The sequence below is a fragment of the Streptomyces sp. NPDC091412 genome, assembly GCF_044756885.1.
Classification (GTDB): Bacteria; Actinomycetota; Actinomycetes; order Streptomycetales; family Streptomycetaceae; genus Streptomyces.
The window spans coordinates 144,130-167,213 of the sequence record NZ_JBIVTV010000003.1 but is presented as its reverse complement, the minus strand read 5'-3'; the positions used below and the strand labels follow the sequence as shown (position 1 = coordinate 167,213).

Genomic DNA, 23,084 nt, shown 5'->3' with positions numbered 1-23,084 from the left:
CCCGCTATCCGTGCGCTTCCTCAAGCGCGGCGATCCGCGCCTTCCACTGCTCGATCTCCGCCTGGTCGTCCTCCCGGGCGCGGCCCGGCGAGAACGAGTCGAGGTACTGCTCGGCCCGCTGCCGCGCGACGGCCTGCGCTTCCTCGTCCGCTTCCAGCTGCTCCAGGCGAGGCGGGTCGATCGGATCCATCTCCGGTGGCTGGCCCTTCAGGTGGGCGATCCACAGGATCCGCACCAGCATGAGGAGCGCGTTGTACTGAGCAGCCCCCAGGTAGGTGGCGGCCGTCCACCTGCGCCCGTCCGCATCCCCAGCCAGGGCCGCTTTGGTGGCGGAGTCCTCGGGGAGGGCCGTGACGAGATCTCTGAGCTCGGCCCAGTTCATCGACCCCTCCCCGGTGGACATCCGCCAGAACTCCTCTAGGCGACGGCCTGGGTAGTACCGCTGGATGTCGGCACGGAGGCTCCCGGAGTGCTCGCGGAGGACGTCGAGGAGCCACCGCCTTCCCCCTCGTCGGTGCCCGTCTCCGAGGTGAGTTCCTTGATGAGGTCGGTCAGTTCACCGATGGTGAGCTGCGCGACGTTCACCAGTTCGTCGAAGGCTTCGGGCGGTGTGGCGACCCTGCGGAGGATGGCGATGTTCTTGTTGCCCTCGGCCGCGTCGAGGAGTTCCACGACCTCCACCGGCCAGTAGTCCTGGGTGAGGAACGAGCACACCTTCTCCTTGACGGTGCCCTCGGTCTCGCCGGGGACCTCGTACACGACGTCGACGTGCTTGATGCCAGCGGCCTGGGTGCGCTGGGCACGCATCTGCTGGAGGCGGACGACCTTGCGCTGCGGGTTGGACACGGCGGTTCTTCCTTCTTGGGCAGGGGCGGGGCGGGGGCTGGTCAGGTGGTCTGTCGTGCCGCCCCCGCCCAGGGATTGAGCACGGCAGACCACCAGTCAGAGGGGGGTCAGCCGCCCTCGGAGACCTCGGGGAGAACGACGTCGGTGATCTGGTGCTGGACGCTCTGCATCCCACCCGGCGCCGCCAAGGCCGTGAACGTGAGCTCGTAGTTGGAGGAGTCGTCCGCGCTGTGCTTGATGGCGCCCCGGTCGGTCACACCCGCGCGGGCGATCATGATGCGGTGCCGCTTCCCCGACATGATCACGTCGAGGCCGAGGCCGATCTCCACCGTGTCCGCCAGCGACCCGGACCCGAAGGAGACGAACTGCTTCTTCCCGGTCGCCGCGGCCGTGGACGTCATCTTGGCCATGGACACCTGGTAGTACAGGCTGAGGAGTTCGACGGTCGTCTCACGGAACACGAGCTTGAACGTCTGCGTGCGCTTCTTCGCGAGGTCGATCACGGGCGCGTCCTCGCCCCACGCTTCGAGCTGGGTGCGCTCCTCCTCGAGCGCCTCCTCCAGACCGTCCGGGGTCACGAACCCCATGTCGGTGAAGTCGTCGCCCCACGGCACCTCCGGGCCGGTCGGGAACGTCGACCCGACCTGCGCCATGTAGGCCTTGCCGGCGGTGCCGACGATGATGTTCGATGCGTCGCCCACGGTGGGCCTCCTAGCTGGTCATGCGGGGTGGGCTGACGCTCATCCCCATCGTCATCCCGACGCGCGCGATGTCGCTGTTCGGGTCTTCGGGTCGGTCTTGGGGGCCTGTCTCTTGGCTGATGCCGGTCACCACGCCGTCCTCGGTCGCCCGGCCCTTCAGTAGCTCCCAGGCGGCGCAGACCCGGAGGGCGAGCTGCATCGCCTTGGCGTCGTCGGTGTCGTAGCAGTCGATCGAGAACCGCGGGTTGTCCCTGGTCGCCGGGTCCGCCCAGCCACGCACGTCGGCGACACCGCCGATGCGGAGCACCCGCACCGCGGGCAGTACGGCGTTGAGCGCCTTGCCCTCGGGCAGCTTGCTCGCGACGTAGGCGTCGGGCAGGTCGGCGGACAGCAGGTCGATGGCGATCTGCTTGCCGTCGGGGAGAACCAGCAGCGTCGTCATGGCTACGCCTTCGCCCCGGCGGTCGCCCTGCTCGCGTAGGTCTGAAGCTCCTGCTTGGACGCCTTGTCCGCGTCCGGCTTCTCCATACCGAGCCGCATGCAGTAGGCGCGCCACTCAGCGACCGACGCCGAATCAGCGGGCCTGCCGTTCGGACCGGTCGGGGCCGGCTCGTCGACCTCGACGGCGAAGCCCTTCCAGCGGTGGACCTCGTCGGCGGGCACGTCGATCAGGTCGCCGGGCTTCTTGTCGTCCCGCCAGAACGTGAGCCGCATCTTCACGGTGTCGCCGTCAGCCATTTCGGTTCTCCTTGCAGGTGGGGGCGGGAGTGTGCCAGGTACCGCCGTCGCGGGTGTGCTCGTCCCGACTCAGGTTCTGGTTGAAGTAGGCGCCGGTCGGGTTGAGGACTGCGAGCGACGCAACCCACTCGCCGTCAGTTCCGTTGGGACATCCGTCAAGAGGCTCGGCGAGCAGGTACCTCGGGACCTCGGTGACGATGGCAGCGCGGCACTGAGAGGTGAACTCGCCGCCCGGGGTGCCGTAGCTGACGTAGTGGACGATCTCGCCCACTTGAGGAGCGTCAGACATCGTGGTCGCCTCCTGCGGCGTCGAGTGCGTGGCTGAGCGTGTAGTGGGGGCGGTGGATCGCGCGCCCGTGGCGGTCGGTCTGCCGGGTGCCGTACTCCACGTAGATCGAGTGGTCGGCGTCCGCGTCGACGTGGTTGGTGCCGTCCGAGTCGTGCCCCTGCACGCGGTGGATCTTCGACCGGTACTCGCCCGTATCCACCGGGGCCGTCGCCTGAGCGACCTGCACGACCGCATCCATTCGCCGCCCCATGTCGGCCTGCACCTCGTCCGACACCGGCAGCTCGAACTCGATCGCCTCGGCGTCGGGCTCGACGTGCACGTCCACCTGGGTGGCCATCAGCCCGCCACCTCCCGCAAGTCGACGACCTGCCCGGCGAGCGGGCCAGTCGCCTCCGGGTCGGCAGGCACGCCGTCGACCTCCCAGATCCGGTCCTGCCAGGCGACCCGCATCCACTCCGTCACCCGTAGGGCGCGCGCAGGCAGGTCGAGGCGGGCCGTCGTCACCGTCTGATCGGAGGCGTTCTTCGTCTCCGTGGAACCGGTGATGTCGACCGTGCAACCCCGCACGACGATCTCGTCGGCGTTGTCCCAGTCGCGGGTCTGCGCGTTGTACGGACCCGCCACGAGCGGCGCATCCAACACGGTGACGGTCTGGCGCCCGATATGACCCGGCATCAGCCCTCCACCCACACGAAGCCGTGGAACAAGCCCGACACCTTGAGGACGTCGGCAGCGGACTGGGCGAGCTTCGGCGTGCTGCCACCGTCCTGCGGGGCGAACCGGGCGAAGGACCGCTGACCAGTCGACATGGACGCCACGTCGCTCTGCGCCCCAGTCTCGTCGTCGCGCGCAATCATCCAATGCACCTGCCGCACACACGCCCTCGCCAACGTCGCCTGCACGTCTGGGTCGTCGCGGTCGTATGCGAGGCCGTACAGCGCCCTGTCGATCGCCGTGGACGCCACATCGAGCAGGCGCACAGCGTTCTCGGGCGCCGGCTCCGGTGCGAGCCACGCCTCCAGGTCACTGACAGTCGCATACGGCATCGGTTACTCCCCCGACCCGTTGGCGTCCTCGTGGACCTGCACCCAGTCCTGCAGGTCGCCCTTGGTCGCCGCCACGGCGTCGTCCTCGGGCATGCCGAGGCTGACCGCGTAGGTACGCCAGTCGGCGACCTTGGCGGTCGCGGCCGGCTTCTCCACCGGCGTCGGCTCGTCGCTGGCCTGCTCCGGCTCGTCGCCGTCGACGGGGACGAGGTGGCCGCGCGCGATCTGGTCGGCCATCTGCGGGGACAGTGGCTCGTCCAGGTGCAGGCGCAGACCGCCCGACCCCTGGTACTCGCGTCCCATCAGAGCGCCTTGGGGAGCTTGAAGACGGTGACCGTGCCGGTGGTGCCGGACTCGAAGTCCAGGAAGAGCTTGGAGCCCTTCTGCTGGAACCGGGCGCTGGTGAACGGGCCGAGCCACGCCGTGCTCGACGCGGCGACGGACTGGGTGTAGTCACCCGCCCCGGCCATCCACGACTGGCGGCCCACGCCCGCCTTGACGGTGACGTTCTTCGCTCCGGCGGCGGAGTTGGTGACGCGGATGAGCGTGTGCTCCGGATCCGCGGCGTCGATCGTCACACCGTTGGTGACGAGCGTCGAGTCGACGGTGGTCCCGGCCGGATCCGTGAGACGGCCATTCGGGACGAGCTTGCTGTACGAGACGGCGGTGCGAGGCATGGGGGAACTCCCGGGGTCAGAAGAGGCGGCGGCGAGGATCACTGCTCACGGGGTGACGAAAGCGACCGCGATACCCGTGGGCCGCAGCAGCTTCGCGCCGTACACGTGCAGGCCCCGGATCGCATCCGCGATCGTGTCCTGCAGGCGCAGCGCCTCCGTCTCGAGGATCTGCTCGGCGTAGGTGATCGCACCCGGGTAGCCGGCCTGGATCACCTGGACCTGACCTGTGGGGTTGGGGGTGTTGTTCGACTCGAGGACGTCGAAGCCGGCAGCCCGGCCAACGATGCCGTTGCGCAGCCCGCTGTCGGTGCCGGAGGCGTCGACGCGGACGAAGCGGTCGTCCCTCAGCAGCGCGCCGGTGAACTCCGGGCTGCCGACGACGTACCGGCCCTCGGTGGGCACGTTCGACCTGTTCAGTCGGGTACGCAGCGGGACGAGCACCTTGTCGTAGGCGTCGGTCGCGGTGCCGAGGCTCTGCGCGGAGCCAGTGGAGTTGATGGTGTTCGATGCGGCGACGCCGGTGTAGAGGCTGGCGACGTAGGCGTCGGCCTTGTCGCGAAGGCCGTAGGCGGCGTTCTGCGACATCTGCATCATCGGGTTGACCAGGACCTGCGCCTTGTCGACGTCGTCCAGGCGGAACGCGAACGCCTTCGCCTGGTCGATGATCAGGTCGGTGCCGGCGGTCTCGACTTCCTCGTAGTTGAGCTTGCTGGTCTTGTCATAGTCGAAGATCGTCGGGTCGCCGATGGTCGTGATGTGGACCGACTGACCGTGAGAGCTGATCTCGCCCTCGTAGTTGCGGTTCACCAGCTGCGGCTGCGCGTACACGAGCGCACCCTCAAGCGCAGTCAGGAGCTGCGCAGACCAGATCTCAGGCTTGAAGTTGGCAACGGACACGGAGGCTCCTAGTGGCCATCAGCCGCTGCCGAGGTAGGCGTTCAGCCTGCCTTCCGCTACGGCCTTGGTGATCTCTGCGGGGGTCATGCGCGCCACGTCCTTCGCCCCCAGCTGCCGCTTGCTGCCCGGCGCCCCATCCATCGGCGCGCCTCCGGCCGGCGTCGGCTGCGGCTCCTTCGGCTCCGGCGCCTGCGCCTTGAGCTTGGAGTTCGCTTCGACGGCTGCCTTGACTGCCTGCTCCACGTCGGCCGTGAAGGTGTCACTGGCCGGGTCGAGCTTGTCGAGCTGACCGTTGTGGGCGAGGACGGCTGTCAGCAGGGACACGTCCGCGCCGAGGGGTCCTGCCGCCTTGTAGACGGCGAGCTCGACCTTGGTCTGGCGGGTCTCGTCGCGGGACGCCTTGGTCTCTCCGCGGGACTCCTCCAACTGCTGGGCGAGCTCCTCGAGGGTGGGCGGCTTTTGCTCGTCGGTCTCGAGCCCGAAGGCGGCGGCGACCCTCTTCATGAAGGCGGCCTGTTCCTCCTGGCCCTTCTTCTCTGCGGCTTCGCGTTTGGCCTTCTCGGCTGCGACGTCGCCGCGGATGTTCTCGACGAGCTTCTCGAACTTCGCGGGGTCGAACTCGCCTGTGAACGTGGGCGCCTTGGCCTTGGGTTCGGGCGTGGTCGGCTCGGTGGGTTCGGGCGTGGCGGGTTGGGCGGGTGCGGTCGGCTCTGGCGGAGTCGGCGCGGGTGCCGTCGGCGCGGGCGGAGTGGCCGGCTGGCTGCCGGGCTCTGCGGTCGTGCTGTCGGGCTGGGCGGGGGTCGACATTCGGTGCCTCCTTGGGCGGCCTGCGCGGGTTGGCGATGCCTTGATCGCTACGCGTTGGCCACGATGTTAACCCTCAACCACCCCCAATGCTGCACAATCAAAGGCGAGAAGGCAAGATTCCCTTAGATTCGTAGATCAGGGAGGGGGTGTCAGATGGACAGCCAACGCATCGCAGCACTCGCACAGCAGCAACCCGACAAGCTCCGGACGCTCGAGCAGCGCGCGGTCGCCGACGCCACCCGGCCCCTCGCCACCGCCATCGCCGACGCACAGCAAGCGGCCGTCACCAGGTGGGTCCGCGAAACCAGCGGCCAGCAAATCCCCGACAAGCTCGCCGAGTTGATCGCCTGGGTGCGGAAGATCCTCGACCAAGCCTTCTCAGGCAAGGGCCGGCAGGCCCAAGCCGCCGCCGAACGGGCGGCGTTCACCGCAGCCCACGACAGCGCGCGGCACGCCTCGGCGCTCGCCACGGCCATGCGCGGCCAACCCACACCGCCGGTCTCCCCCACCATCGGCGACCAGGCGCAGGCCGCAGCCGACGCCATCCCCGCCGCAGTTGAGGAAGAGCACGGGCACGCGCTCGCCCTCCTCACCGCCGCCGGACTCACCGCCATGGGCCTCGCCGGACTCCACTCCGTGTTCAAACGGGCCCGGCGGGCGGTCGGCCGGATCTCACGCGGCATCGCCACAGCCGTCGGCCACGCCGCAGCCAACGCCGCCCGACTCGTCGCACGCACCCTCGGCGACGGCGTCCGCCTCCTCTGGATCACCGAACCCGGAGCATGCGCAGCATGCCGCGCCTACGCCGGCCACCACATCCGACCCGGCGGCCAATTCCCCGGCGGCCTCACCCTCGACCCGCGGCGCACCGTGTTCCCCGACCCGATCCCTTCGCCTCCGAGGCACCCCCACTGCCGGTGCGGACTGATCCCGTGGTCGCCGAAGTGGCCGGTCACCGGCACGCCCCTGCCCACCCTCCTGCGCCAGCAGGCACGCACCAGTTGGAGGCCCGCATGAGCCGCCTGCACACGAACCACTACGGCATGATGGGCAAAGACCGCTGGGACGAACTGCGCGAGTTGCACGCGCAGGGACTCGGGCGCAATGCGATCTCCCGCGAGATGGGCATCACGAACTCGGTCGTCTCCCGCACCGCCGCCCACCTCGGCCTCACGTTCGACCGATCGAAGATCCAGGCGGCAACCGCGGCGCGCCTCGCCGACCTGGCGGAGCGCCGGTCACTCCTCGCCGAGCAGTTCCACGACGTCGCCGAGGACTCCCTCGACCGGGTCTACCAGCCGACCACCGTGTACGCGTTCGGCGGCAAAGACAACGTCTACGAGGAGCACACCTTCGAAGAGGCGCCGGCCGTCGAACGGCGCGCCCTCGTGTCCGCTGCCAGCACAGCCGCGGACCGGTCGCTGAAGCTCGCACCGCCGGAGACGTCGGGCGGTGGCGCGGACGACGCGAAGTCGATGCTCGGGAAGCTCGCCCAGGGGATCGTCGAACTGGCCTCGCAGGATGACGAGCCGGCCGACGACGGCGGCGAGTAGGTACTGCCGTGGACCTGTCCAGCCTGCCGACGTCGCGTAAGCAGTTGCGGTCGATCGCGCAGTCGGCGCGGCATCGCATCTCGATCTGGAGCGGGGCGATCCGGTCGGGAAAGACGATCGCGTCGCTGATCGCGTTTCTGATCGCGTTGGCGGTGGCACCGTCCACGGGGTTGGTGATCATCGCGGGTAGGTCCCTGCAGACTATCGAGCGGAACTTGATCGAACCGCTGCAGGACCCGGCCCTGTTCGGCGCCCTGTCGGCGCATGTGGTGCACACACGGGGGTCGACGACGGCGACGATCCTGGGACGCACCGTGCATCTCGTAGGTGCAGCGGACGCCCGAGCGGAGGGGCGGCTTCGCGGAGCCAGCGTGTGTTTGGCCGTAGCCGATGAGATCACGCTTTTGCCGGAGGCATTTTTCAAACAGTTGCTCGGACGGCTCAGTGTGCCCGGCGCGAAACTCATAGGGACCACGAATCCGGACAGCTCCGCCCATTGGTTCAAGCGGGACTTTATCGACCGCGCCCACGAACTGAACATCGGGCACTGGCACTTCACCCTCGACGACAACCCGTCCCTAACCACCTCCTACGTGGAGTCGATCAAGGCGGAATACGGAGAAGGGACACTCTTCTACAAAAGGTTCATAGAGGGCCTTTGGATCGCCGCCGAGGGTGCCGTCTTCGACATGTGGGACGAGGAGCGGCACGTCGTCACCAGCCTGCCCCGCATGCACCGCTGGATCGGCGTCGGCGTCGACTACGGCGTACAAAATCCGTTCCACGCCACCCTGCTCGGGCTCGGCGAAGACCGGCGCCTGTACGTCGCATCCGAGTGGAGGTACGACGGCCGGCACCAGCGGAAGCAGCTCACCGACCTCGAATACTCGCAGCGGCTCCGCGGCTGGCTCGGCGACGTGCCTGGCATCGGCGCGGTGCGCCCGTCGTTTGTCACGGTCGACCCGTCGGCGGCCAGCTTCATCACGCAGTTGAAGCGGGACAAGCTCACCCCGACCCCGGCCCGTAACGATGTCCTCGACGGGATCCGCACCCTGTCCACGCTGCTCGCCGCGGGGAAGCTGCTGGTGCACTCCTCGTGCCGCGGCCTGATCGCTGAAATGCCTGGCTACGCCTGGGATGACAAGGCGGCGGAGAAGGGCGAGGACAAGCCGATCAAGGTCAACGATCACGGGATCGACAGTTCCCGCTACGTCACATTTACGACTCGCCCGCTGTGGCACTCCAAGCTCTCGCTGGCCGCTTAGGAAGGACTCGTCATGCCGCTGCCTCCGTCTGGGAACGTCCCGTGGCCGCCGCCGCAGCTTGAACTCCCGCACGCCGATATGGACATGTGGCGGGCCTGGTATGCCGGGGACACGGGGCATCTGGCCGCGGTGTATGGGGGTGCTGCCGCGTACACGCGGAACGGGATCGCCCGCGAGTTCTTCGAGGTCGACAAGCGGCGCGCGGCGGGCAACGAGCCCCGCATGTTCTGGGGCCAGGACCCTGCGCCCGGCCAGCAGGCCGCCAAGCTCCACGTCCCGCTGGCCGGGGACATCGCGGAGATGTCGGCGAACCTGCTGTGGTCGGAGGTCCCGCAGGTCACGGTCGACTTGGACTCGACGAGCGACGCGGACATGGCCAAGAGCACGACGGCGCAGATCGGCCGCTACCTCGACGACCGCGGTCACGCGAAGTTGCGGGAGGCGGCGGAGATGACGGCCGGCCTGTCGAACGTGTACCTGCGGGTCGTCTGGGACACGTCGCTGCGTCCGCGGCCGTGGGGTGATGTGATCCAGGCGTCGGCGGTCGTCCCGGAGTGGCGGTGGGGGGTGCTGGCTGCTGCGGTCGTGTGGCAGGAGTTGGAGCCGCTGACGGACGCCAACCAGGTGTGGCGGCTGCTGGAGTACCACACGCCGGGTGTGATCGAGTACGGCCTGTACAAGGGTGGTGTCGGGGTTCTCGGCATGCGCATGGACCTCGCCGACCACCCGGACACGGAGTTCCTGGCGGGCCGCACCGACAGCCAGGGGCGGCAGGCGACGGGGGTCGACCGGCTGCTCATCACCCACCTGCCGAACATGTTGCCGAACCGGCTGTGGGACGGCATCCCGAACACGGCCCCGCTCGGCCGCTCCGACTATGCGGGGATCGAGCCGCTCATGGACGCCCTCGACGAATCGTGGACGAGCTGGCTCCGCGATCTGCGGCTGGGGAAGGCGCGGCTGCTGCTGCCGCAGTCGATGCTCGACACCGACGGCCCGGGCACGGGCGGGTCGTTCAACCTGGAGCAGGAAGTCCGCGTCGGCCTCAACATGCTCGACGAGGGCAGCAAGGACTCCATCACCGAGGTGCAGTTCAACATTCGCGTCGACGAGCACGAGCGGACGTGCAAGGCGTTGAGGGCGCAGATCCTGGCCTCGGCCGGCTACTCGGGTCAGAGCTTCGGCGATGAGGGGAGTGTCGCGGTGACGGCGACGGAGGTCGCGGCCCGGAAGGAGCTGTCCCTGTCGACGCGCGGCCTGAAGATCTTGTATCAGCGGCCGGCGTTGTTGGAGTTCCTGACGACGATGATGATGGTGGACGTGATCCACTGCGGCGCGAAGGACGTGGACCCGGCGGCGGAGTTGACGGCGTCGTGGCCGCAGGCGGTGCAGCCGGACCAGGAAGCCACCGCGCGCACCCTCCAGTTGCTCGACTCCGCAGGCGCGATCTCCACGTACATGAAGGTGAAGATGCGCAACCCGGAGTGGGACGACAGCGAGGTGTGGCAGGAGGTCCGCCGCATCCAGGCCGACAAGCACGGCGACGGCGTCCCGGCCGGGGACCCGTACAACACGGGCGGGGATCCGAACGCGGGCGCCCCGGAGGCGGACCCGGCACCGGAGGACGTGCAGCCGGGCGCGGACGAGGACGGGCAGCCGGGCGAGCTGCAGGCGGCGTAATGGTGGGCGGGGGCTCGCGCGGGGGTCAGCGGCGGCGGACGCCCTTGCGCGCGGGAAGGGTTCGGTAGCCGACCTTCTTGCCGTGGCTGCGCTTCCTGGCCCGACTCCAGCGTTTGGCGAAGGGCATTTTGGCAGCGTACATCCACCTCCATTGCGCCTGGCTCCTCACGCGCCCTCGCTTGCTCGGCATCAACTCACCTCCTCAGGTTGATCCTCGAACCAGTGTGCCCGCCGCCGCCCGGGCATGCGTGAGGCCCGCCGGAGGGCGGGCCTCACGGGGGTGGGGGTGAGCTACTCCTCCCGCGCGGGCAGCGGGGCAACGACGACCCGCTCCGGGCCGACCATGTCGCAGAGTTCCTCGATCGGGTCCTGGTGACGCCACTGCTCTGCGGCGAGGGGTGCGACGGAGAGTTCGTGGCCGTACTCACGTTCGGTGTTGGCGAGCCATGCCATCAGGTCGGGGGCGTCGACACCGGCGGGCGGCTCGACGCCCTTCAGTTGCGGGTGCTGGGCGAGGAGGGCCGGGCCGCAGGCGTCGGCGGCGCGCGGAAGCTGGTGGGTCATGAGACTCTCGCCGGTCATCCAGTTGGCGATGTCGTAGACGCCGTCCATGTGACGGGCGGACAGCAGGCGCCCGGTGGTCATGGTCAGGATGTCCGCGAGAGGGAAGGTGCGGGCGGAGTTGGTGGTTGCCATCGTGCCTCCAAGTGCGGGCAGTTGGTGGTGGGTTGGTCGGTGGTTGTTACGGCTTGCGGGTTGCCCACCGTATCCATGCGGCGAGTCCGGCGACGGCGGCTTTCTCCCGGGTGGGTTCGGGTGTGCTTGTGAATCCGGGGCTGTCGGCGAGCCGCCACCGCCACCCGTTCCGGCCCGACCGGCTGGTGCCGCCGTAGGACGGGACGATGACGACCAGCACCTCGCCGCCGGACACGACATGCCACTCGCGGGACTCCCGCCAGTCGGGGGCTTTCACCAGGGCGGCGGCGTCGATGATGGCGCGGGCACGACGGGCGCTCATACGGCGGGCGGTCATGAGCGGACGCGGCCGGACACGGTGGACGTCTGCGGGTTGAGGTGCCGGGCGCCGCGAAGGCGGACGTCCCCGGACACCGTTCGCGCCGACAGCATGCCCGACGCTGCCGGGGTTGCGGACAGGGTCAGATCTCCGGAGACGGCGTTGAGCATGGCCTGCCCGCCGCTGTAGGAGCCGATCTCGATGTCCCCGGACACGGTGCTCGCCGCCAACTGCTGCGAGACGGCGTCGATGTCGATGTCGCCCGACGTGCTCTGCACGGTGATGGCGCCGACGACTCCGGCTTCGATGTCGCCGGACACGGTGGTCGCGTCCAGGCTGGCGAGGGGGCCGGTGACGCGCAGGTCGGCGGACTTCGAGCGGAACGTCAGCGCGCTGCCGGGCGGGACGGTGATGTCGGCGGTGATCCCGTTGGAGATCTGTCCGCCGGTGATGCGCTGCCCGTTGACGATGACGGTTCCGCCGCCACCGATGCTGATGCTGCTGTAGCTGCTGCCGGCGCTGATGACGGTGACGCCGCTGTTGCCTCCGGTGTCGGGCACGGTGACGGCGAGACCGTGGCTGGTGCTGGCAGTAGTCCGCTGGATGGCGTCGGCGGAGGGGCCTTCACGGTCGGTGGTGTGCAGGCGGATGGTGGCGGTCTTCGCGGTCTTGTCGACGGTGACGCGGGCGTTCCCGGCGGGCAGGTTGAGGGCAACGGGCCCGGCGGTCGTGGTCGTGAACGTGCGCTCCATGATTGCTCCTTAGTGGTTGAGGCTGGGCAGGTCTGCCCAGCGGGTGACGAGGCGGGGGTCGTAGGCAGCGAGCGTCTTGTTCGCAGTGGCGAGTCGGGCCTGCAGGCGGACGGTCGGCTCGGTGCGGTCATCAGCGGCGGCCAGGCAGCGGGACGTGAGCAGCCTGCCGCACAGGGCCGCCTCGTCGACCGCCCGCTTCACGCGGGTCGGGAGCTGGAGGCCGGCCCGGAGCGCGACCGCATCCGGGACCGGCACACCCAAACGCAGCGGGGCGATCACGACGGGTCCTCCGCTCGCTCCAGCCAGAAGCCGTCGCTGTGCTCGTCCTGGTGGCGGCGGCCGACCGTCCAGCCGTTCAGCCGGGCCAGGTCCCGCCACGTCCAGCGGCGCGCCACCGACGCCCAGCCATCCTCAGGCCTGTTCATCAGGTAGGGGCTGCCGCCAGGACCGCTGCGTACCAGAACGCGGTCGGTGAGCGCGGTCAGAGTGAGCGGGACCGCCTTGAAGATCGGGCAGGACTCGCAGTGACCGCCGCTGATGCACGACCCGTAGCCGCCCCAGCGGGCGCGCCGCGTGTCGGCGTGGGACTCGCGCAGGTGGCTGTAGTCGTGAGGCCGCAGGGCACACTCGTCGTTGACGCCGACGGCCATGGAGTTGATGGCCATCCGGGTCCAACCCCGCCCGTCGGGACCGCCGTTGCGGTAGGCGGGCGCCTTGAGGTAGATCGGCATCATTCGGCCCTCGCTTCGGCGATCAGCATCTCGATGACGGCGTTGGCTGTCTCGGGGCTGTAGCCGTAGTCGATGAGCGCGTGCTCGATGACGGGCCGGATGCTGCGGCCCTCGGGGCTGGCGGCGGGGGCGGCGCTGCGGTCCTTGGTGTTAGTGGTGTCGGCCATGGGGTTCTCCTAGGCGGCAAGTTCACGGGGGATGACGAGGAGCAGGCTGTCCGGGCTGTAGGTGGTGCAGCCGTCGACGGTCCAGTAGCCGGAGTCGACACCGACACCGAGGACGTAGGCGTTGTGCACGCACCAGTCGCAGTGCTGCGGGTCGAACGGGCGCGCGCCGTGCTCCTGCGGCTGGCTGGCGTGGGAGAAGTACGACACCCACTGCGCGCAGTCGAGGGGCTGGAGCAGCGGGCCGTAGTGCGGCTGGATGGTGCCGATCACCGTGTCGCCGGGGCGGACCTCGCTGACCGGGGTGACGCGGACCTTGGCCGGGTCGAAAGCGTCAGCGGGCGGGGTGACCATCCGCCAACCCGACGCCGTGCGCTCACTGGGCGCGTGGACGATCACACGGTGCAGGGTGATGGACGAGCAGGGCATTCCGTTCTCCGAAGGGGTCGGGCCGGGCTGGTTCGTCTGGTGCGTCGTGAAGTTGGCCTACGCAGCCTCCGCGTAGGCGGCCTGGTAGAAGGCCGGCCGGGCGAGGTGGGCGGTGCGCTTGTACGTGGCGAGGCCGATGTACAGCGACAGGTCGAACGGGGAGTAGACCGCTGCGTGGATCCACTTGCCGGTCGTGCGGTGCTGCACCCAGCAGCGGATCGGCTCGCGCTCGGTGGCCGCCCGGTAGGCCTTGGCCACGTGCTTGCCGTACCAGCTCTGGTAGCCGTCCTTGAGGCCGCCAGCGCCGAGCCGGTCCAGGATGTCGCCGGTGCGGACGAGCCGGCCGTTCTCCAGGTCGGCGGCGATCTGGCCGCTGCGGGACCGGTAGGCGAGGGCCTTGGTCACGGTCTGGGCGGCGGCGTGGGTCCGGCGGATCTGGGCGGCGGCGTTCATGCGGTGGTTCCCCCTTGGTGCGGCTTGCTGCCTTGCGATGACTCCACTCTATAGGCCAACTTGTTGGCCATGCAAGAGGCCAGACAGTTGCCCTCAAGATCCTTTGTCGCGTGAGGCGGAACTGGCCTTCCTGGTGGCCAACCAGTTGTGCGACGATGGGCGCATGGCCAGCGACTACACACCCGACGAAGAGGCCACCCGCCTCTATGCCCGACACAAGCGGTTCCACGACGGCGCCCTCGAACTCCGCGACCCCGTAAAGGAGCAGGCCGCGAAGGATCTCCTGGCCGGCGCGACCCCCGCCGAGCTCGCCAAGCTCACTGGCCTGTCCGACGAGTTCTTCCGCCGCATCGCCCGCAACGTCGGCGCCGAACGCAAGCGCGCCCCCACCGTCGGCCGCGAGGTCGAGGCGAAGCGGGCCGCCGAGCCCGACGCCTGACTTCCCCCGAACCTGCCCCGCCCGAGTGTGGGGCGGGGCACACTGCGTTCATGGACGAAATCGTCTACATGGTGCGCGGCAGGACTCGCGAGATCTGCCAGCGGGAGCTGGATCGGATGTGCGAGCGGCTGGACGCCCGGCCGGTGACGCTGCCGAACAGCACCACCGGCCACGACTGGGTCGCCCGCGCCGTACCGACGAAGACCCCGGCCGGGGAAGGCCGGGGTCCTCGCGTGTCTGGGTGATTAGGCGGTCTGCTTCTCGCGGATGTCCCAGACGAGGCCAAGTCCGCTCACCTCGACGACAGTGCCGCAGTCGCCGCACACGTACTCGACGTGGACGCCCGTGCCAGAACCGTCGGTGTCCTCCGGCGTGCAGCAGGTGCAGGACTCCGCCCCCTTCTTCTCCATCGGGCCGTAGCAGCAGTCAGGGACGCCATCCTCGATCTCCATGCCGGGGTCCAGTTCCATGCCGTAGATCGTCGGTTCCATCAGAGTCTCCTTCGCTCGTTGTCGTGGCCGCGGATTGCGGCCGGGGTTTGGTCGTTTCTGGCTGATCAGCCGGCTGCCGTCACGTTCACGGCGACGTGCACCCCGTGGTGGCGGAGTGCCGCGGTGAGGATCCGGCCGCTGCAGCTGTCCCGCCACACTGCTGCGCTCTCGCCGGGGAACACGAGGGTGATCGTGTACCCGTCCCAGTCGGGAGTGGCGAGGTCGAGGAGCATGCCGGTGAACCGGCGCATCTGGCGGGTCGTGGCGGCCACCTGCGGCCACCAGACGGGGACGGGCACGGGGGTCTCCTCCTACTGCTGGTTGGTGGTCTTGGCCCACAGACCGCGGGTGCTGCTGTGGACGTTCTTCTGATTGACGGTGCCCTTGTAGATGTTGGTGGTGACTGTGGAGCGGGCCCTGCCGATGGCCGCGCCAATGGCAGTAGCGAGCATGGCGGCTGCGGCGATCGGCAGGGTGACCATCAGGACTCCGTTCAAGGTGACGGAGGCGAGGCCCTTGAGGACGAGCCACGCGCCGCATCCGATGCCGGTGATGCCGGCGCCGACGCCGATGGAGGCGACAGCGATACCGGCCGCCCAGGCGGGGACGATCCGATTGTCGGGCTGCAGCACGGGCGGGGTCGGGCCGATGGTGGGGGCGCTGGGCAGGGTGTCGTCGCGGTAGCTGGTCTGCACGTGCGCGGCGAGGGCTTCCTCGACGGCGTTGGCGAGCTTGGCAACTTCGGCCCGGTCGGTGGGCTCAGGCTGCGTGTTCATGAGGTGGGTCTCCTTCCGGGTCGATGAGGGGGCGGCCCGCCGTCTGCGGGCCGCCGAGGGGGCTACTTGGACGAGACGGAGGTGACGGTGGCGACTCCGGTCTGAGCTCCGCTGCCGATCGCGTCCTGCATCGTCTTGACGACGCCCGAGCCGAACGGGGTGGCGACGAAGAGGATCCAGAACGCGGACACGGCGATGACCTCGCGGGGGCGGAAGGACGAGTCCTTCTTGAACCAGATGGCGAGGCCGACGCAGACGATGAAGAACAGGGTGCTGATGGCGATGGTCATGGGTTGACTCCTGTCAGGCGCTGGTGGGTTCGGTGTCGAGCTGTTCGGCGGTGTGCCAGTCGCGGTTTTTCTTGGTGAGCTTGCCGAGGCGTTCCAGACGCGTCGTGGCGTTGGCGACGTTGGTCGGCTTGAGGTCGGTGACCTCGGCGATCTGCTTGTTGCGGCGGGCTCCGCCGTCGACCGCATGCCAGACGAGCTGGGAGCGGGTGGGCGGCACGAGCTCGTCCAGGTCGTCGTCGTCGACGTCTGCGGCGGCCGGGGCCGGCTTCGTGTCGATGACGGTCTTCTGCTTGCCGTTCTTGGTGGTCTCCTGCTTGACCAGGTCGCGGAGGAAGGCTTCTTCCTCGACGGCGTCCATGTGCCGGTACTCGGCCCGGCGCAGGTAGGCGATGCCTGCGGGGCCGGCGGCGGCTGCGGCGTCCGCCTCCGGGCCGGTCAGCGTTTCCATCGGGAACTGGCGGGCGACCCGGGCCGGGTTGGTGTGGAACATGGCCCGGGACTGCGTGTACTGGGTTTTGCCGTCGGCGATGTAGAACAGGCCGCCGGTCTCTGAGCCGTCCGGGAAGCGTTCGGGCAGCGGCGCGAGCCGGAACTCGGGGGTGCGGGAGCCCAGCGACATCGTGTCGACGTCCTTCCGCGCCGTGCGGAACAGGGCGATGTTGCCGGACTGGAGCATGTCCCTGATGGCGTTGGCGCTGCCGTCGGAGCCGATGGCGTCCAGGTTCGGGATCTGCACCCAGACTCGTGCGCTGATGCCGGCCGCCCGGGAGAGCCGGCCGACGCTGGACACGGACCGCAGGAGCGGCTTGACGTGGTCCGCCTGGGGGTCCTTGAGGACCATCTCGTTGAACTCGTCCCAGGTGACGGCCATCGGGGCGAACGGGTCGCCGGGGACGAAGAAGGAGCGGCCCTGTTCGGTGTATCCGTCGGCGTCGATCCACTGCAGCTTCATCTGCTCGGCGTACCGGTACTCGCTGACCGCGTTGGCGGCCTGCCCCATGAGCATGGCCCCGTAGGCGGACTTGACCAGCCAGTCGAGCTCGTTGAGCCACGGGGCGTAGCCTGCGCCGCCCTTGCCGTCGGCGAGCCAGGAGATGAACCCGTTGAGGCGCTGCGCGACCTGCAGGTCTTCTTCGAGCGAGGTCTTGCCGGCGCCGGTGGTGCCGGAGCCGAAGGAGTGCACGGCGGACGCGGACGGCCGCCCGGAGATCCCTCGCCGCTTGGGGTCGAACTTCAGCAGCCGCCACTTGGCGGGCTGGCCGTAGATGTCCTTGCCGACGGTGACGTAGCCCTGGTCGTCCATGGCGAGCGCCTTCAGGTCGAGCTGGACGCCACCCTGCAGCGGGTTGGTCGTCATCTCGTTGATCTCGATACGGCGGGCGTCGAGAACACGCAGGTGCAGGCGGGCAACGGCGTCTTCGCCGTCGAGGTCGAGGGCTTGAGCGATGGCGCGGGGCTGCACGTCGGCGACGGAGGCGCCACGGCGCGGCATGAGGATCTTGAAGCGGCGGCCGAACTGGGATGCTTCCGGCTCATACAGCTTGCTGCCGGGGTAGGGGGTGAACTCCTCCCACACGGCTGCCAGATCGGCCATGTCCAGCTCGGCCGCCTTGGTGCGCAGCCTGACGGTGAGCTTGGCTCGGTTGGCGGGCATGTCGTCCGGCCGATAGGCGTTGACGGCGCGCGGCGGCACCTCGAACGCGATGCTGACGGCGTCCTGCCCGACGGACAGGGCGGGCTTGGCCGTGGCCGACACGATGACCGCGGTGAGACGGTCGCCGTCGAGATCGACGCTGGCCAGCCTGGAGGCCGGCAGTGGGCCGCCGTCGCAGGCGATCCACTCCGCCCACCGGGCCAGGTACCAGTCGACGCCTTCCGGGCGGGCGGCCGTCTCGACTGCGGGGGCCGGGCGGCGCCACATCGTCGCCCCCCAGCCTGCGCTGGCGCTGATGACAGTGAGGCGGCCCCACCAGGGCAGCTCGGCGAACCCGGACGCGGGAACCACGGCGAGCGGTCCGGCCCGCAGCGCCATCTCGGTCAGGCTGTAGCGGCGCCACCAGCCGTGCCCCCAGTTCGGCAGGCCCTCGGTCCACAGGTTGCGCAGCGTCGTGCAGCGCAGCCGGTGGGTTTCGGCGGTCGCGGCGCGCACGAGGTCTGCACGGTCGTCCCGGTGCCGCCAGCCGTCAGCGATCCCGATCGTCGGCACAAGCAGCCCGTTACTGCCCACGGTCGGCGCATATCCGTGATCTGCCCCGAGGCGGCGGCGCATCCGGCGGACCTTGCGCCGGTAGCCGCGGGCGCTGGCCCGGCACATCCACTGCCACGGCTCGCCCTGCCCGGGCAGCCACCGCCACGGGCCCGGGTTCACGCCGAGGGCGCCCCAGCCTGCGGCTATGCCGGTGGCTCCGAGGGTGGTGAGCAGCAGCGGGTCGCCGGTCAGCCAGCCGGAGGCGATGCCGAGCCCGGACCCGACGTACAGGCCAGGGTTGTGCAGTTGCGCTGCCCGCACGCGCAGCCCGGTCAGCCCCTGCTCGTCGGTCGTGTCGTCTTTCGTAAGCGCGGTGGGTACGGTCGTTGTCGCCATCCGGTTCTCCGATTCGGGGTGGTGAAGGGCGGGGCCTCGTGGCCCGTGGCCCCGCCTTTCGTGGTGTCGTGCCTGGGCCGGCTAGCGGCGCTGGATGAATGCGCGGTCGGCCATCTGCACGGTGTGGGTGCGGTTGGCGTCGGCCATGCGGCTGTGCTGGCTGCGCGTCTCGTCGTCGAGGCCCTGCGCGGCAGTCGACAGGGCGTCGGAGGTGGACACGATCTGCCCGACGTTGTCTGCCATGGCCGCCGACAGGTTCGCGATCTCCGTGTAGGCGGTCGTGGTGGGCTCGTCCACGTTCAGGACGGTCATCGCGTCGGACAGGTAGCGGGCGGATTCGGCACGGTCCGCGTACCGGGACTGCAGTCGTTCGACTGCGGCCCGGGTGCGGGCGGCGCGCACGCCGTAGGCGCCAGCGCGGGCGAGGACTGCAACATAGGTGGCGGTCATGGTCAGGCTGCCTTCGTCTCGTAGGTTTCGGTGTCGGCTGCGGTGTCCTCGCCGTCGACGGCGTCGCCGAGGTAGAAGTCGCGGTCGGCGACGGACTGCATGTCCTGGGCGATTCCGGCGTAGACGCCCTGGCCCGCCTCCAGCAGGGCCTTGGCTTTCACCACGGCCTCGCCTTGGGCGATCGTGTTCGTCTTCAGGTCGTCGATCTGGCCGAGGAGCAGCTGGTACTGCTCCTTGCAGGTGGCGACCCGGCCGATGACTCCTTGTCCGGCTCCGGCGTTGTCGAGGGCGGCGATCAGTTCGTCGGCTCGGCCGATCTCCCGTTCGCAGCGCTCGCGGATCCGGTCGTACACGTGGCTGTCGTCGTCGCACATCAGGGACAGTTCGTCGCTCTCGTCCATGACGGACTCGTAGGTCACTTCTGCGGCCATCCGGCCAACTCCTTGCTTCGTGGTGGGCTGCTGCTCCGCGGTGTCCTGCGCGGGCTTCGGGTCCTGGCCTGCCGGCTGGTCGGGCCCTGCGGCCTGCTCGGGCTGCTGCTCGGGCTCTGCGTCCGGCGTGGGTTTCGTCAGCGTGACGCCGGCCGGCTGGTCGGCGGCGGCGGTCGGCGGCTGGTCGGGGATCCGCGGCACCGTGGGTGCGTGACGCGGCGGTAGCGGCACCAGCACCGGGGCCGGGTCCTGGCCGCCTGCCGCGGTGCGCCGCTTGCGGTACTCCCTCACCGCGCCCCGGCCGGTGTCCTGGGCCCAGGCCACGCCCTGCGCGGCCCAACCTCCAGCGCGCCGACCGAGCGGAGTTGCTATGCGCTCGATGCGGGTGTGACTGCGGTAGCCGGACCGGAACGCTGCGGGCAGCGGCACCGCAGTTTCCGTTGCGGTGGCGGCTTCCTGCCGCGGGACGGCTGGCGCTTCGCTGTCCGGCGTGTCGACGCCGTACCTGTCGGCGATCTTCTGCACGGCCTTCTCGTGCCGCGTGCGCTCCCTCATGACGGCTCGCTGCGCCGGGGACAGTCCCAGCTTCGCCTGCTCGCTCTGCGCGCCGGCCGTGTGCACGAGCCACGCGCACGCCGCGATGAGCAAGATCTCCATGCCCTTCCTTCCCTTACTGTCTGCGACGGGGTGGGGTGAACGTCTTCCTCATGCGCGCACGTGCGCGCGTAGCACATGGAGAGTTCATCTGTCCCCGGGGTGAATGAACGAGTGAACGATCACTGCGTGTAGCGGTCGGTGATGCGCTGGAGGGCATCACCGATCTCGCCCCACGCGCGGTTGGCCACTACCGGATCCAGGCCGCGCAGCATGCTCCGCAGCCGATCCAGCCGGCGGGTCGCTCCCTCCTTCGGGGAGCGCCGGTCCGCCCGCTTGATCTCCTTGGTCCAGTACGTGGAGCCGCTCACGTCCGCTGTCCTCCTTTTCGCTCGTCGGTCTGGTGGGTGCCGGGGTCTGCTCGACGGGTCTGCGAACGTTCCGCTCACCGGCTCACTCACCGGGCTTGACCTGCGGTTTTGCTTAGTCGACTGCTTCCGGCAGTCTCAGCAAGGACCAGAACCGTGGGGGTGCTGGGCCTCACTGGGGGTGCCGGCTAGCTGGCCTGCGTGACGGCTTCGTTCGTTTCGATCTCGCCCCACACGCGGCGAATCCGCTCCTCGCGGGCGGTGAACCCGGCCGCACGGAACTCCGCCTGCGCCTGCCGGTAGGAGCGGGGCGGCTCCATGCCGTACCGCAGCCAGCGCAGCACGACGGCGAGCTGCTCGTCGGACAGTCGCGCGCCCGGCTTGGGCAGGTCGACGCCGGCAACGTCGGCAAGTTCCTGCAGGGTCGCGTCGTCGCGGATCGGAGCCTGCTCCGCCCCCGTCACCGTGCCCGTTTCGTCCACAGTCACGGCCGGAACGGTCACGGCCTCAATTTCCGGGGTGGCCTGTGTGACCACCGCGTGACCATCCAGCTCGGCCGGGGCGTGACCGCCAGCCGTGACCGCAGGCCGGGACACGGCCAGCGCCAGGTCACGTCCGGTGAACGCGATGGCCGCCGCGCCGTGCTCCGTCTCCGACTTCTGCAGCCGCTCCTCTGCCTTCGCGCGCGCCTTGTTGATCTCGGCCTGGGCCTGCGTCAGCACCTCGGAGCGGGCGATCTGCCGCTGCATCTCCGCGAGATGGCCAGCGGTCTCCGTCAGCACGTCCGTGGTCGCCTCCGAACGCAGATGCCGGGCGCCGGCCGCGGCCAGAGCCCGGGCGTTACGGTCGGCCGCCGACTGCTCAGCAATTTGCGCCGCGGTGCCGGCGTCGGCGAGCACGTTGCCGGCGAACAGGCGCAGCCCCATGAACAGGGCGGCAGCGACCGGGACGAACGCGAACACCTTGGCGTGGCCGAGGATCAGCAGAATCGCCGACGACACTCCGACCGCTACCGCGGACAGGCCCAGCATCGCGACGGTGCCGACCGTGGACCGCTGCCGGATCGCAACCTCCGACATGCGCAGCGCGCCGATCCACAGCGCGTCGTACACGATGGCGATCGACCAGGCGACCACGGTGCCGACTGTGCCGTGCACGCCGATCATCTGGCCGAGCTGCCCGCCGACCGTGATCGCGACCAGGGCCAGCGAGGCGGCCGTCAACAGCTTCTCTATGACAGCGAACACGTCCAGGCGGCGGCCCGCCGACTTCAGAGTGCTGGTGAAGCTCATGATCCCTCCTTTCGGGGATGGGGTGCCGGGCGCGGGACGGGGGACGACCGCGCCCGGCGGCTCTGGGGGTCAGGCGGCCTGGGCGAGGTGCAGGTGCCAGCAGTGCGACCGCCAGTCGTCGTGGACCGGGCAGGTGGTGCGCTCCGAGTCCGGCACGTTCCACCTCGTCTCCCGGTGCAGGGCGCGGGCGAACGAGTCGCCGAACAGCTCGGCCATCGCGTCGGCGACCGTGGTGTTCGCGCGGCGCCTGGCGGCCAGCTCGGTCGTGGCGGCGAGGTCGGCGTTGGACAGAACGGAAGTAGACATGCGGGATCACGGAACCTCTCGGTCAGGTGGTGCTTGGGGGTTGGAAGCCGTGGACGGCGGGGCCGCGGGACATCCGCGCCGCCCACGGCGGATAGGGGGTCACTGCTGCTGGGTGGCAGCCAGTCGGGCGGCCTCCGCGGCGGCGGCAGCCTCGGCGGCCTGCTTCGCCGCCTTCATGTGCTGCCGGGTCATCTCGGCGAGCGCCTTCGCGGCCTGGCCCTGATCGGCGGGGGTCACGACGCCTCCCCCACGAGGTGGAGGTGCCGGCTACCGGCGGGCTGGTAGGTGACGAAGCCGGTCGCGAGGCGCTGCCCGGTGGCCACGTCGGTGACGGACACCCGCAGCAGCGGGCCGCCGTCCAGCATCTCCGTCACGGAGCCGATCACCTCGTCCGCCTTGGCCTGCGCCGCAGTCAGACGCTCCAACTCCGCGCTCACGACACAGCCTCGATCAGCTCGAGCCAGCCGGCGGCGGTCAGGGTCTCGCGGGCGCCGGCCATCAGGTCCTCGGCGGCGGCCAGAGAGTCCGCGTCCAGGTCCGACATGCGGCCCGACTCGGCGACCGCGGCCAAGTCCTTGGCGTGCACGGCCGCCGTCTCGTACTCGGTGACCGCGCGCACCACGGCCGGGGAGACCGGCAGGGTGAGCGCGAGGTCCAGGCGGCGCATCGCCAGCAGCGACGACGACGGAAGCGGGGCGGTGGGGGCGGGGGTTGCGGTGGTACTGGACATTCAGGCCACCTCCGTGGCGATCTCGGACTCACAGAGGTACGCGTCGACGGACGACGCCCAGCAGCGGAACCCGCGACGCCGCTTCTCGCCGGAGCCGAGTCGCATGGCCTTCAGGCGGCCGAGTTCGGCGAGGCGGTAGACGGTGGCGACGTGGACGCCCAGGCGCTCGGCAACCTGCCGGGCGGTGAGCAGTTCGTCGGATGGCGGCGAACCCGGGGTGGGGTGATCGGTAGTCACGCGAACTCCATGGGTGGGCTATAGGCGAACTCCTTCGAAGGAGCTGACATGGA

41 protein-coding genes are annotated in these 23,084 nt (G+C 69.8%); 6 read left to right on the top strand and 35 right to left on the bottom strand.

The window, feature by feature from the left end; all coding sequences use genetic code 11:
* Window positions 1–4 precede the first annotated feature (4 nt).
* The 13 genes from ACIQMV_RS08860 to ACIQMV_RS08800 form a co-directional block, all read right to left on the bottom strand.
* Window positions 5–403, bottom strand: a complete 399-nt coding sequence (locus ACIQMV_RS08860) for a hypothetical protein (protein ID WP_402592099.1) — start codon at window positions 401–403, stop codon at window positions 5–7.
* A 14-nt stretch (window positions 404–417) separates the two neighbouring features.
* Window positions 418–846, bottom strand: a complete 429-nt coding sequence (locus ACIQMV_RS08855; protein WP_402592098.1) for a hypothetical protein — start codon at window positions 844–846, stop codon at window positions 418–420.
* A gap of 107 nt (window positions 847–953) precedes the next feature.
* On the bottom strand, window positions 954–1,547 hold the full coding sequence (locus ACIQMV_RS08850; RefSeq protein ID WP_402592097.1) for a phage tail protein: 594 nt from the start codon (window positions 1,545–1,547) through the stop codon (window positions 954–956).
* Window positions 1,548–1,557: 10 nt separating this feature from the next.
* On the bottom strand, window positions 1,558–1,989 hold the full coding sequence (locus ACIQMV_RS08845; protein WP_402592096.1) for a hypothetical protein: 432 nt from the start codon (window positions 1,987–1,989) through the stop codon (window positions 1,558–1,560).
* Window positions 1,990–1,991: 2 nt separating this feature from the next.
* Window positions 1,992–2,285 carry a hypothetical protein gene (locus ACIQMV_RS08840; protein WP_402592095.1) on the bottom strand — a complete coding sequence of 98 codons (294 nt, stop codon included), beginning with the start codon at window positions 2,283–2,285 and terminating at the stop codon, window positions 1,992–1,994.
* Window positions 2,278–2,574: a hypothetical protein gene (locus tag ACIQMV_RS08835; RefSeq protein WP_402592094.1), complete on the bottom strand. Its 297-nt coding sequence runs from the start codon at window positions 2,572–2,574 to the stop codon at window positions 2,278–2,280. The genes ACIQMV_RS08840 and ACIQMV_RS08835 overlap by 8 nt, the downstream gene beginning before the upstream one ends.
* Window positions 2,567–2,911 carry an HK97 gp10 family phage protein gene (locus ACIQMV_RS08830; protein WP_402592093.1) on the bottom strand — a complete coding sequence of 115 codons (345 nt, stop codon included), beginning with the start codon at window positions 2,909–2,911 and terminating at the stop codon, window positions 2,567–2,569. The genes ACIQMV_RS08835 and ACIQMV_RS08830 overlap by 8 nt, the downstream gene beginning before the upstream one ends.
* A complete protein-coding gene (locus ACIQMV_RS08825) occupies window positions 2,911–3,249 on the bottom strand; it encodes a head-tail adaptor protein (RefSeq protein ID WP_402592092.1) in 339 nt (112 codons plus the stop codon). The genes ACIQMV_RS08830 and ACIQMV_RS08825 overlap by 1 nt, the downstream gene beginning before the upstream one ends.
* Window positions 3,249–3,620 (bottom strand): hypothetical protein, encoded by a 372-nt coding sequence (locus ACIQMV_RS08820; RefSeq protein WP_402592091.1) that lies wholly within the window; start codon window positions 3,618–3,620, stop codon window positions 3,249–3,251. Before ACIQMV_RS08820 ends, ACIQMV_RS08825 begins: the two co-directional genes overlap by 1 nt.
* 3 nt (window positions 3,621–3,623) lie before the next feature.
* On the bottom strand, window positions 3,624–3,923 hold the full coding sequence (locus ACIQMV_RS08815; RefSeq protein ID WP_402592090.1) for a hypothetical protein: 300 nt from the start codon (window positions 3,921–3,923) through the stop codon (window positions 3,624–3,626).
* Window positions 3,923–4,297, bottom strand: a complete 375-nt coding sequence (locus ACIQMV_RS08810; protein ID WP_402592089.1) for a hypothetical protein — start codon at window positions 4,295–4,297, stop codon at window positions 3,923–3,925. Before ACIQMV_RS08810 ends, ACIQMV_RS08815 begins: the two co-directional genes overlap by 1 nt.
* 45 nt (window positions 4,298–4,342) lie before the next feature.
* On the bottom strand, window positions 4,343–5,194 hold the full coding sequence (locus ACIQMV_RS08805; RefSeq protein ID WP_402592088.1) for a P22 coat protein - protein 5 domain protein: 852 nt from the start codon (window positions 5,192–5,194) through the stop codon (window positions 4,343–4,345).
* An 18-nt stretch (window positions 5,195–5,212) separates the two neighbouring features.
* Window positions 5,213–6,001 carry a hypothetical protein gene (locus ACIQMV_RS08800; RefSeq protein ID WP_402592087.1) on the bottom strand — a complete coding sequence of 263 codons (789 nt, stop codon included), beginning with the start codon at window positions 5,999–6,001 and terminating at the stop codon, window positions 5,213–5,215.
* Between the two features lie 153 nt (window positions 6,002–6,154).
* On the opposite strand from ACIQMV_RS08800, the gene ACIQMV_RS08795 reads away from it, so the two are divergent.
* The 4 genes from ACIQMV_RS08795 to ACIQMV_RS08780 are packed head-to-tail and all read left to right on the top strand — an operon-like array spanning window position 6,155 to window position 10,499.
* Window positions 6,155–7,018, top strand: a complete 864-nt coding sequence (locus tag ACIQMV_RS08795; RefSeq protein ID WP_402592086.1) for a hypothetical protein — start codon at window positions 6,155–6,157, stop codon at window positions 7,016–7,018.
* Window positions 7,015–7,554 (top strand): hypothetical protein, encoded by a 540-nt coding sequence (locus ACIQMV_RS08790; protein WP_402592085.1) that lies wholly within the window; start codon window positions 7,015–7,017, stop codon window positions 7,552–7,554. Before ACIQMV_RS08795 ends, ACIQMV_RS08790 begins: the two co-directional genes overlap by 4 nt.
* An 8-nt stretch (window positions 7,555–7,562) precedes the next feature.
* Window positions 7,563–8,819: a PBSX family phage terminase large subunit gene (locus ACIQMV_RS08785; protein WP_402592084.1), complete on the top strand. Its 1,257-nt coding sequence runs from the start codon at window positions 7,563–7,565 to the stop codon at window positions 8,817–8,819.
* A 12-nt stretch (window positions 8,820–8,831) separates the two neighbouring features.
* Complete coding sequence (locus ACIQMV_RS08780; RefSeq protein WP_402592083.1) at window positions 8,832–10,499, top strand: hypothetical protein; 1,668 nt, start codon at window positions 8,832–8,834, stop codon at window positions 10,497–10,499.
* Between the two features lie 291 nt (window positions 10,500–10,790).
* Here the strand turns inward: ACIQMV_RS08780 and ACIQMV_RS08775 are convergent, their stop codons facing one another.
* Genes ACIQMV_RS08775 through ACIQMV_RS08740 form a run of 8 tightly spaced genes read right to left on the bottom strand, consistent with a single transcriptional unit; the run spans window position 10,791 to window position 14,043 of the window.
* Entirely contained in the window at window positions 10,791–11,195 is a 405-nt protein-coding gene (locus ACIQMV_RS08775; RefSeq protein WP_402592082.1) for a hypothetical protein, read from the bottom strand.
* A gap of 46 nt (window positions 11,196–11,241) precedes the next feature.
* Window positions 11,242–11,517: a hypothetical protein gene (locus tag ACIQMV_RS08770; protein ID WP_402592081.1), complete on the bottom strand. Its 276-nt coding sequence runs from the start codon at window positions 11,515–11,517 to the stop codon at window positions 11,242–11,244.
* 11 nt (window positions 11,518–11,528) lie between these two features.
* Window positions 11,529–12,266, bottom strand: coding sequence for a DUF4097 family beta strand repeat-containing protein (locus ACIQMV_RS08765; RefSeq protein WP_402592080.1), 738 nt, complete (start codon window positions 12,264–12,266; stop codon window positions 11,529–11,531).
* Window positions 12,267–12,275: 9 nt separating this feature from the next.
* Window positions 12,276–12,545, bottom strand: coding sequence for a hypothetical protein (locus ACIQMV_RS08760; RefSeq protein WP_402592079.1), 270 nt, complete (start codon window positions 12,543–12,545; stop codon window positions 12,276–12,278).
* Window positions 12,542–12,997 carry a hypothetical protein gene (locus tag ACIQMV_RS08755; protein WP_402592078.1) on the bottom strand — a complete coding sequence of 152 codons (456 nt, stop codon included), beginning with the start codon at window positions 12,995–12,997 and terminating at the stop codon, window positions 12,542–12,544. Before ACIQMV_RS08755 ends, ACIQMV_RS08760 begins: the two co-directional genes overlap by 4 nt.
* Window positions 12,997–13,164, bottom strand: coding sequence for a hypothetical protein (locus ACIQMV_RS08750; protein WP_402592077.1), 168 nt, complete (start codon window positions 13,162–13,164; stop codon window positions 12,997–12,999). The genes ACIQMV_RS08755 and ACIQMV_RS08750 overlap by 1 nt, the downstream gene beginning before the upstream one ends.
* 9 nt (window positions 13,165–13,173) lie before the next feature.
* On the bottom strand, window positions 13,174–13,590 hold the full coding sequence (locus tag ACIQMV_RS08745) for a hypothetical protein (protein ID WP_402592076.1): 417 nt from the start codon (window positions 13,588–13,590) through the stop codon (window positions 13,174–13,176).
* 57 nt (window positions 13,591–13,647) lie between these two features.
* Complete coding sequence (locus ACIQMV_RS08740) at window positions 13,648–14,043, bottom strand: hypothetical protein (protein WP_402592075.1); 396 nt, start codon at window positions 14,041–14,043, stop codon at window positions 13,648–13,650.
* Between the two features lie 163 nt (window positions 14,044–14,206).
* On the opposite strand from ACIQMV_RS08740, the gene ACIQMV_RS08735 reads away from it, so the two are divergent.
* Together ACIQMV_RS08735 and ACIQMV_RS08730 are read left to right on the top strand one after the other, a co-directional pair.
* Window positions 14,207–14,482: a hypothetical protein gene (locus tag ACIQMV_RS08735; protein ID WP_402592074.1), complete on the top strand. Its 276-nt coding sequence runs from the start codon at window positions 14,207–14,209 to the stop codon at window positions 14,480–14,482.
* Between the two features lie 50 nt (window positions 14,483–14,532).
* Window positions 14,533–14,727, top strand: a complete 195-nt coding sequence (locus tag ACIQMV_RS08730) for a hypothetical protein (protein WP_402592073.1) — start codon at window positions 14,533–14,535, stop codon at window positions 14,725–14,727.
* On the opposite strand, the gene ACIQMV_RS08725 is transcribed toward ACIQMV_RS08730, so the two are convergent.
* The 14 genes from ACIQMV_RS08725 to ACIQMV_RS08660 form a co-directional block, all read right to left on the bottom strand.
* Complete coding sequence (locus ACIQMV_RS08725) at window positions 14,728–14,973, bottom strand: hypothetical protein (RefSeq protein ID WP_402592072.1); 246 nt, start codon at window positions 14,971–14,973, stop codon at window positions 14,728–14,730.
* A 65-nt stretch (window positions 14,974–15,038) separates the two neighbouring features.
* Window positions 15,039–15,272 carry a hypothetical protein gene (locus ACIQMV_RS08720; protein ID WP_402592071.1) on the bottom strand — a complete coding sequence of 78 codons (234 nt, stop codon included), beginning with the start codon at window positions 15,270–15,272 and terminating at the stop codon, window positions 15,039–15,041.
* 12 nt (window positions 15,273–15,284) lie between these two features.
* Window positions 15,285–15,749 carry a hypothetical protein gene (locus ACIQMV_RS08715; RefSeq protein ID WP_402592070.1) on the bottom strand — a complete coding sequence of 155 codons (465 nt, stop codon included), beginning with the start codon at window positions 15,747–15,749 and terminating at the stop codon, window positions 15,285–15,287.
* 62 nt (window positions 15,750–15,811) lie between these two features.
* Window positions 15,812–16,039, bottom strand: a complete 228-nt coding sequence (locus ACIQMV_RS08710; protein ID WP_402592069.1) for a hypothetical protein — start codon at window positions 16,037–16,039, stop codon at window positions 15,812–15,814.
* Window positions 16,040–16,052: 13 nt separating this feature from the next.
* A complete protein-coding gene (locus tag ACIQMV_RS08705) occupies window positions 16,053–18,623 on the bottom strand; it encodes a hypothetical protein (protein ID WP_402592068.1) in 2,571 nt (856 codons plus the stop codon).
* 81 nt (window positions 18,624–18,704) lie between these two features.
* On the bottom strand, window positions 18,705–19,073 hold the full coding sequence (locus ACIQMV_RS08700; RefSeq protein ID WP_402592067.1) for a hypothetical protein: 369 nt from the start codon (window positions 19,071–19,073) through the stop codon (window positions 18,705–18,707).
* Window positions 19,074–19,075: 2 nt separating this feature from the next.
* Entirely contained in the window at window positions 19,076–20,161 is a 1,086-nt protein-coding gene (locus ACIQMV_RS08695; RefSeq protein ID WP_402592066.1) for a hypothetical protein, read from the bottom strand.
* A gap of 119 nt (window positions 20,162–20,280) precedes the next feature.
* Window positions 20,281–20,469, bottom strand: a complete 189-nt coding sequence (locus ACIQMV_RS08690; protein ID WP_402592065.1) for a hypothetical protein — start codon at window positions 20,467–20,469, stop codon at window positions 20,281–20,283.
* Between the two features lie 185 nt (window positions 20,470–20,654).
* A complete protein-coding gene (locus ACIQMV_RS08685; protein WP_402592064.1) occupies window positions 20,655–21,758 on the bottom strand; it encodes a hypothetical protein in 1,104 nt (367 codons plus the stop codon).
* A 69-nt stretch (window positions 21,759–21,827) separates the two neighbouring features.
* Window positions 21,828–22,064: a hypothetical protein gene (locus ACIQMV_RS08680; RefSeq protein WP_402592063.1), complete on the bottom strand. Its 237-nt coding sequence runs from the start codon at window positions 22,062–22,064 to the stop codon at window positions 21,828–21,830.
* Window positions 22,065–22,163: 99 nt separating this feature from the next.
* Entirely contained in the window at window positions 22,164–22,301 is a 138-nt protein-coding gene (locus ACIQMV_RS08675) for a hypothetical protein (protein WP_402592062.1), read from the bottom strand.
* Window positions 22,298–22,501: a hypothetical protein gene (locus ACIQMV_RS08670; RefSeq protein WP_402592061.1), complete on the bottom strand. Its 204-nt coding sequence runs from the start codon at window positions 22,499–22,501 to the stop codon at window positions 22,298–22,300. Before ACIQMV_RS08670 ends, ACIQMV_RS08675 begins: the two co-directional genes overlap by 4 nt.
* Window positions 22,498–22,794: a hypothetical protein gene (locus tag ACIQMV_RS08665; RefSeq protein ID WP_402592060.1), complete on the bottom strand. Its 297-nt coding sequence runs from the start codon at window positions 22,792–22,794 to the stop codon at window positions 22,498–22,500. Before ACIQMV_RS08665 ends, ACIQMV_RS08670 begins: the two co-directional genes overlap by 4 nt.
* A complete protein-coding gene (locus ACIQMV_RS08660; RefSeq protein WP_402592059.1) occupies window positions 22,795–23,031 on the bottom strand; it encodes a helix-turn-helix domain-containing protein in 237 nt (78 codons plus the stop codon).
* Window positions 23,032–23,084 lie beyond the last annotated feature (53 nt).

Coding starts and splice junctions, on each gene's coding strand:
- ACIQMV_RS08860 (WP_402592099.1), bottom strand. CDS start 403: ATGTCCACCGGGGAGGGGTCGATGAACTGGGCCGAGCTCAGAGATCTC.
- ACIQMV_RS08845 (WP_402592096.1), bottom strand. CDS start 1,989: ATGACGACGCTGCTGGTTCTCCCCGACGGCAAGCAGATCGCCATCGAC.
- ACIQMV_RS08840 (WP_402592095.1), bottom strand. CDS start 2,285: ATGGCTGACGGCGACACCGTGAAGATGCGGCTCACGTTCTGGCGGGAC.
- ACIQMV_RS08835 (WP_402592094.1), bottom strand. CDS start 2,574: ATGTCTGACGCTCCTCAAGTGGGCGAGATCGTCCACTACGTCAGCTAC.
- ACIQMV_RS08830 (WP_402592093.1), bottom strand. CDS start 2,911: ATGGCCACCCAGGTGGACGTGCACGTCGAGCCCGACGCCGAGGCGATC.
- ACIQMV_RS08825 (WP_402592092.1), bottom strand. CDS start 3,249: ATGCCGGGTCATATCGGGCGCCAGACCGTCACCGTGTTGGATGCGCCG.
- ACIQMV_RS08820 (WP_402592091.1), bottom strand. CDS start 3,620: ATGCCGTATGCGACTGTCAGTGACCTGGAGGCGTGGCTCGCACCGGAG.
- ACIQMV_RS08815 (WP_402592090.1), bottom strand. CDS start 3,923: ATGGGACGCGAGTACCAGGGGTCGGGCGGTCTGCGCCTGCACCTGGAC.
- ACIQMV_RS08810 (WP_402592089.1), bottom strand. CDS start 4,297: ATGCCTCGCACCGCCGTCTCGTACAGCAAGCTCGTCCCGAATGGCCGT.
- ACIQMV_RS08800 (WP_402592087.1), bottom strand. CDS start 6,001: ATGTCGACCCCCGCCCAGCCCGACAGCACGACCGCAGAGCCCGGCAGC.
- ACIQMV_RS08795 (WP_402592086.1), top strand. CDS start 6,155: ATGGACAGCCAACGCATCGCAGCACTCGCACAGCAGCAACCCGACAAG.
- ACIQMV_RS08790 (WP_402592085.1), top strand. CDS start 7,015: ATGAGCCGCCTGCACACGAACCACTACGGCATGATGGGCAAAGACCGC.
- ACIQMV_RS08780 (WP_402592083.1), top strand. CDS start 8,832: ATGCCGCTGCCTCCGTCTGGGAACGTCCCGTGGCCGCCGCCGCAGCTT.
- ACIQMV_RS08775 (WP_402592082.1), bottom strand. CDS start 11,195: ATGGCAACCACCAACTCCGCCCGCACCTTCCCTCTCGCGGACATCCTG.
- ACIQMV_RS08770 (WP_402592081.1), bottom strand. CDS start 11,517: ATGAGCGCCCGTCGTGCCCGCGCCATCATCGACGCCGCCGCCCTGGTG.
- ACIQMV_RS08765 (WP_402592080.1), bottom strand. CDS start 12,266: ATGGAGCGCACGTTCACGACCACGACCGCCGGGCCCGTTGCCCTCAAC.
- ACIQMV_RS08755 (WP_402592078.1), bottom strand. CDS start 12,997: ATGCCGATCTACCTCAAGGCGCCCGCCTACCGCAACGGCGGTCCCGAC.
- ACIQMV_RS08750 (WP_402592077.1), bottom strand. CDS start 13,164: ATGGCCGACACCACTAACACCAAGGACCGCAGCGCCGCCCCCGCCGCC.
- ACIQMV_RS08745 (WP_402592076.1), bottom strand. CDS start 13,590: ATGCCCTGCTCGTCCATCACCCTGCACCGTGTGATCGTCCACGCGCCC.
- ACIQMV_RS08740 (WP_402592075.1), bottom strand. CDS start 14,043: ATGAACGCCGCCGCCCAGATCCGCCGGACCCACGCCGCCGCCCAGACC.
- ACIQMV_RS08735 (WP_402592074.1), top strand. CDS start 14,207: ATGGCCAGCGACTACACACCCGACGAAGAGGCCACCCGCCTCTATGCC.
- ACIQMV_RS08730 (WP_402592073.1), top strand. CDS start 14,533: ATGGACGAAATCGTCTACATGGTGCGCGGCAGGACTCGCGAGATCTGC.
- ACIQMV_RS08725 (WP_402592072.1), bottom strand. CDS start 14,973: ATGGAACCGACGATCTACGGCATGGAACTGGACCCCGGCATGGAGATC.
- ACIQMV_RS08715 (WP_402592070.1), bottom strand. CDS start 15,749: ATGAACACGCAGCCTGAGCCCACCGACCGGGCCGAAGTTGCCAAGCTC.
- ACIQMV_RS08710 (WP_402592069.1), bottom strand. CDS start 16,039: ATGACCATCGCCATCAGCACCCTGTTCTTCATCGTCTGCGTCGGCCTC.
- ACIQMV_RS08705 (WP_402592068.1), bottom strand. CDS start 18,623: ATGGCGACAACGACCGTACCCACCGCGCTTACGAAAGACGACACGACC.
- ACIQMV_RS08700 (WP_402592067.1), bottom strand. CDS start 19,073: ATGACCGCCACCTATGTTGCAGTCCTCGCCCGCGCTGGCGCCTACGGC.
- ACIQMV_RS08695 (WP_402592066.1), bottom strand. CDS start 20,161: ATGGAGATCTTGCTCATCGCGGCGTGCGCGTGGCTCGTGCACACGGCC.
- ACIQMV_RS08685 (WP_402592064.1), bottom strand. CDS start 21,758: ATGAGCTTCACCAGCACTCTGAAGTCGGCGGGCCGCCGCCTGGACGTG.
- ACIQMV_RS08680 (WP_402592063.1), bottom strand. CDS start 22,064: ATGTCTACTTCCGTTCTGTCCAACGCCGACCTCGCCGCCACGACCGAG.
- ACIQMV_RS08665 (WP_402592060.1), bottom strand. CDS start 22,794: ATGTCCAGTACCACCGCAACCCCCGCCCCCACCGCCCCGCTTCCGTCG.